The organism is Exiguobacterium sp. s80 (genome assembly GCF_018618725.1).
Lineage (GTDB): Bacteria > Bacillota > Bacilli > Exiguobacteriales > Exiguobacteriaceae > Exiguobacterium_A > Exiguobacterium_A oxidotolerans.
Window position 1 is genome coordinate 1 of record NZ_JACSMP010000019.1, and the last position, 4,947, is coordinate 4,947.

General features: G+C 41.8%; 4 protein-coding genes. All 4 read right to left on the minus strand.

The features are described 5' to 3' along the window. Nucleotides 1-856: 856 nt before the first annotated feature. The 4 genes from KNP94_RS15670 to KNP94_RS15685 all read right to left on the minus strand — a co-directional run bounded on the left by KNP94_RS15670 (nt 857) and on the right by KNP94_RS15685 (nt 4,045). Nucleotides 857-1,306 carry an Hsp20/alpha crystallin family protein gene (locus KNP94_RS15670; RefSeq protein ID WP_214730108.1) on the minus strand — a complete coding sequence of 150 codons (450 nt, stop codon included), beginning with the start codon at nt 1,304-1,306 and terminating at the stop codon, nt 857-859. Nucleotides 1,307-1,804: 498 nt separating this feature from the next. Continuing rightward, complete coding sequence (locus KNP94_RS15675) at nt 1,805-2,944, minus strand: zinc-dependent alcohol dehydrogenase (RefSeq protein WP_215115959.1); 1,140 nt, start codon at nt 2,942-2,944, stop codon at nt 1,805-1,807. 297 nt (nt 2,945-3,241) lie between these two features. Next, a complete protein-coding gene (locus KNP94_RS15680; protein WP_215115960.1) occupies nt 3,242-3,487 on the minus strand; it encodes a hypothetical protein in 246 nt (81 codons plus the stop codon). A gap of 90 nt (nt 3,488-3,577) precedes the next feature. Next, nucleotides 3,578-4,045: a hypothetical protein gene (locus KNP94_RS15685; RefSeq protein ID WP_215115961.1), complete on the minus strand. Its 468-nt coding sequence runs from the start codon at nt 4,043-4,045 to the stop codon at nt 3,578-3,580. Nucleotides 4,046-4,947 lie beyond the last annotated feature (902 nt).

Below are 4,947 nucleotides of genomic sequence, written 5' to 3' on the forward strand. Positions count from 1 at the left end.
AACGTCGCATCACCTACTGGAACTGCGGTGATGACCGATCCATTCTACTGCGTCGGCTGGATGAACCTACTCGTTTAAAGAGCGAGTGCGGACCTCTTTTATATGTAAGACCAAAACAAAAAGGACATCATCCGGTAGCGTGTTTCGTGAAACTTGCTACTGAATGATGTCCTTTTTCTATACTAAAACCTTGAATGTTCAAGGTTTCCTTAGTATGATAAGTGCATCTAAGTTGAAGTCACGTGCAATGTGCCTTCAACTATTCAATAGCAAGTGTTCGTGCACTCGCTATTCAAAAGCGTCACTTCGTTGATCATCTACTCGTCGCCAAACGAGCAGATGGGAGAAGTGGCGTTTTTTGTTGTTCCGTCCGTATTTTGTTATTGATTATTGTACGCTTACATCAATTTTCTGACAACGTTTTATTTTTATCATTCATCAAATCTCGATTCAAAAAAAGAGATTTTAAATCATTTTTCAAATTGAAAATTAAATTTGAAAAACAAAAAAATACGATTGCTAGTGCTAGCAATCATATTTTTTTGGTGGCAACCGCCGTGCCAAAATGCCGTTTTTAGTGGCACGCGGTGTGACCTTTTGGCGATTTTGATGATATCAGGGAAACACTAGGCTCCGCCTAGGCTAGCACACTGAGTGATAGCAGTTTCCCCTTATGCTCTTTTTTGCTTCGAACTTCCTAAACTCATCCTGTTTTTTGCTTCGAACTTCCTAAACTCATCCTGACAATGATCTTGTCTATAAAGAGTTGAACAAAAAACAGAAAGGTGTTTTTAAAAAAAACATCATAAAAAAAACAGAAGAGCTTTCGCTCTTCTTTAGGAGGGGATGCACAAAATTACTCAATCATAATACGTTTCGAAGTCTCTACGTTTTCTTTTTTAGGAAGAATTAATTTCAAAACGCCATCTTCCAACTTAGCCTGAGCGCCTTCTTCACTCACATCTTTCAACAAAATACTGCGAGACATTTGTGACATTCGACGTTCTCGATGAATATATTTACTTCCTTCTTCTTCAGAAACACTTTCATGCTTAACGGATAAGTTGAGACGACCATCATCGATTGTAACTTGAATATCTTCTTTTTTAACTCCAGGTACTTCTGCTTCAATGACATACTTGTCTTCTTCGTCTTTGATATCGACCTTAAATGTGTCGTGTCTTAGGCTTCTTTCGAATGGAAGCCCATTTGCTGAGAAAAAGTCATCCAACATGTTTGAAAAATCATTAAACCCAAGGTTCATTAAATCATTACGCTTTTTGTTGAAAGGAATCAAACTAGCCATGATAATCACTCCTTAGATTTATTTTTTTAGCACTCCAATACATCGAGTGCTAACTACAATTTATAAATATCAAATCCAAAAAAAATTGTCAACAGGAGATGCTTATTTTTTAAATAAAAAAAGATGTATAACAAAACAGATCAGACTACACCCTATCTGTTTTGTTATACATCCCATACAAATTAATAATTCCTACTCAAAAAAAATATGAAAACCGGTCTTTTTTTACTTTTTTCGCACTTCGGCTTGTGAGCGTCGCCAAGTTTTCATTTCACGAAAACTTGACGTTTTTTTGCCCTTTTTAGAGTTTCACATCGTTTTCCAGGGCGATCTGCTTCAACTGCTTATGTAACGCCACATCCATCTCCTGAATGAATACCTCGGTCATATCGAATTTCAGGTATTCATTTGTCTCCTTTGACCCGATTTTTTCTTTTGATTCCACGATATACAACAGCCCATCCAAAAATCGGATGGGCTGTTTGCGTATGAGATAGCTTATGGTTTTAAGACGACCTTGATACAACCATCTGCCCGATCATTAAATGTTTGATAGGCAGAAGCAGCATCATCAAGTGCCACTCGATGCGTCACGATATCTGTTGGATCAAATTCTTTGTTGATGATTTTTTGGAATAGTTCCGGCATCAAATGGACAACGGGTGCTTGTCCCATTTTCAGCGTAATATTTCGGGTGAAGAAATCGCCAAGCGGGAATTGATTATATTTTTCAGCATAGATACCCGTCAACTGTACGGTACCAAATTTCCGGACAGCGTCCTTCGCAATATTAATGGCACTCAACGTTCCACCTTGCAGACCAATCTTTTGTTCAATTTTTTCTACAGCGGACATCTTTCCGTCAAGACCGACGCAATCAATGACGACGTCTGCCCCACCTTGTGTCAACTCTTTAATGTATGCACCACTTTCGGCGTGGTCCGAGAAGTTCACTGTCTCAACCTTATTCGTCATTTTAGCATGATTTAATCGGTACACTTGATCATCCACCGCAATGACCCGTTTCGCACCTTGCATCCATGCGAATTTTTGTGTCATCAGTCCAACTGGTCCTGATCCAAGTACAACGACCGTATCTCCTTTTTTCACACCTGCATGTAAGACACTCCAATACGCCGTAGGTAAAACGTCAGATAAGAACAGTAATGCCTCATCTTCTAGTTCACATGATTCAGGAATCACGAGTGGCATGAAATTCCCGAACGGAACTTTTAAATATTCCGCCTGACCACCAGGATGTCCACCAAACTCTTCTGTGAACCCGAAATACCCACCTGTATCGACATGGGGATTTCCATTCGAGTTATCGCATTGACTTTCCATATCATGTTCACAAAAGAAACAGTGACCACAAGCAACGTTAAACGGTAACACAACCCGGTCTCCTCGCTTGACCTTCGTCACATCTGGTCCCACCTCTTCAACGATGCCCATCGGTTCATGACCAATGACATAGTCTTTGTGAGCCGGCATATTCCCTTGATAGATGTGTAAGTCTGAACCACAAATGGCAGTCGATGTGATTTTGACGATGATATCATCGTTTTTTTCAATCGATGGATCCTTTACTTGTTTGACTTGAACATCCTTCGCTCCTTGGTACGTTACGGCGCGCATCTGAAATCCTCCTTAGTGAAATAGAATGACGTACCTTTTTCCTTACCCAAATACCATCATTTCCTCTACATGTTTATTGGAATTGGATACCATGTCTTTGAAAGGGGATGACCATTACGCAATCGATATGTAATTTTATAAATCCGGAAAGTAAAAAAAAGATTGTGAAAACGGTCGGGAACGACCGTTTTTTTCGTGCTTGGCTCTGCAGCAGTCGTAACGTTGCGAGGAATTGTCATTTCACGCAATGATACAAAAAAAGTCATCAATCCCAAAAGGAGTTGATGACTTTTTTTATTATGTATCCATCATTTTCTTTTTACCCGAACCAAACAATTTTTCACCTGAAATAATTAAAACGATTCCGATGATGAACTCCAATCCAATGATCCATAGAGCGAGAGTAGGAATTGCTGCAAAACCATTTTCACCAATACTGCCATACACTTCTAACTTTTTAAGCATATAAAAATTAGTGAGATACAGTGATAACCAAAGCTTAGTGAAACTTGCTAATAGAAAATAAAATCCTGTTTTACGCAAAAAAACTCCTCCTTATCAACCTATATAATATCTAGAATACCATTCTTCAATTCCAAATATTCCTATCGTCAAAAGAGGAGCTCCAGAATCTCATTTTTGCCTTTTAACATAGTCTTGCAAGATACCTTCGACGAGTTCGTAGAGTTTTACGTCATTCTCGAGTGCGATATGCTTCAAACGCTTGTGGAGCGTCACGTCGAGGTCAAACGAGACCTTTTTTCGAATGATTCGCTGCGGTTTCGTCTCGATCTCGAAATAGCCGTCGTCGAGTTGCGACTGTCCGGTTACGGGATCCACACGTAATGGATCCGTCGCTCGATTCTTTTTCTCCTTTACCCTTGTCGATTGGACGAAATCCAGGACACGCTTCTGGGCATTCGGATGGTCTTCAGCAATCTGCCAACGCTTCGTCTGTTGGTCGAACATCGCCCCAGCCTGTTTCAAGGCTTCTCGTAGCTTCTCCTTGCCTACTGGAGCATGCTGTTTCGCGATTTCGAGGAACTTCATCCGTTTGTTGAGTTCCGTCACATCAAGAATCGTCAGATCCATTTCTCTCATTCGTTTCACCCCATCAAAATCTGTATTCGACTTATTTTTTAACCTCTTACCCTCTTAAAATTCTAAATTACAGGGCTAAACACCTGCATTTCTCATTAACTTTCGCTCTTCTAGATCGTTCGGTAATTGATATAAATGACCGACTTCAATATCCCTTTTTCTCTCTGGATGCCTGTTTAAGATTTTCGCTTTCCTGATCTACCGCACTTCGTTCCGGCGTTTACGCCTTCACTTCGCTTGCTGGCGCACTGCGGCATGTTGAATGGACTCGCTTCGCTCCCTCCTTCAACATCCCTCGCACGACACATGAACCTGTCGTTAATCTTCATCTTTCCGGCACTTTCTATTCTTTTTTTGATTAAAAAAACTTGTAGAACCAGAAGAGCGAGGGCATACTGCGGGAGGCAGGCGAGGAAAACGGCTGGATGGGCAGACTAACCCCTTGCAAAAAGGAAAGAGTTAAATCTGCCCATCGGTGCACTGCGTCCAGTGTAGGACGAGGTATCCGTATGTCTAGGCGTTCCAAGATTGCAGGGGAGTCTCGCCCCTACGATATGACTCGCTGCACTCTCGCGCACACAAGGCGTTTCCACGCCCTACCTTGCTGCCTTTCGGCGACTCGTCATATAACCCACTGTATGGCGGCCAAGAGCCGTCATACGTCGTGTCACAGCAATCATACAGCCGCCTACTAGGAAATTCCCCACTGTTTGTCGTGGGACTGCCTACGGTCTCGTACCATATGACCCCGTCTGAACCTCTCAACGATCTTTACCGTATCCCTTCGGGACTTAGGCTATGTACAGGGCTCTCCGTCCTTCCCCTGCTAACGTCGCATCACCTACTGGAACTGCGGTGATGACCGATCCATTCTACTGCGTCGGCTGGATGAACCTACTCGT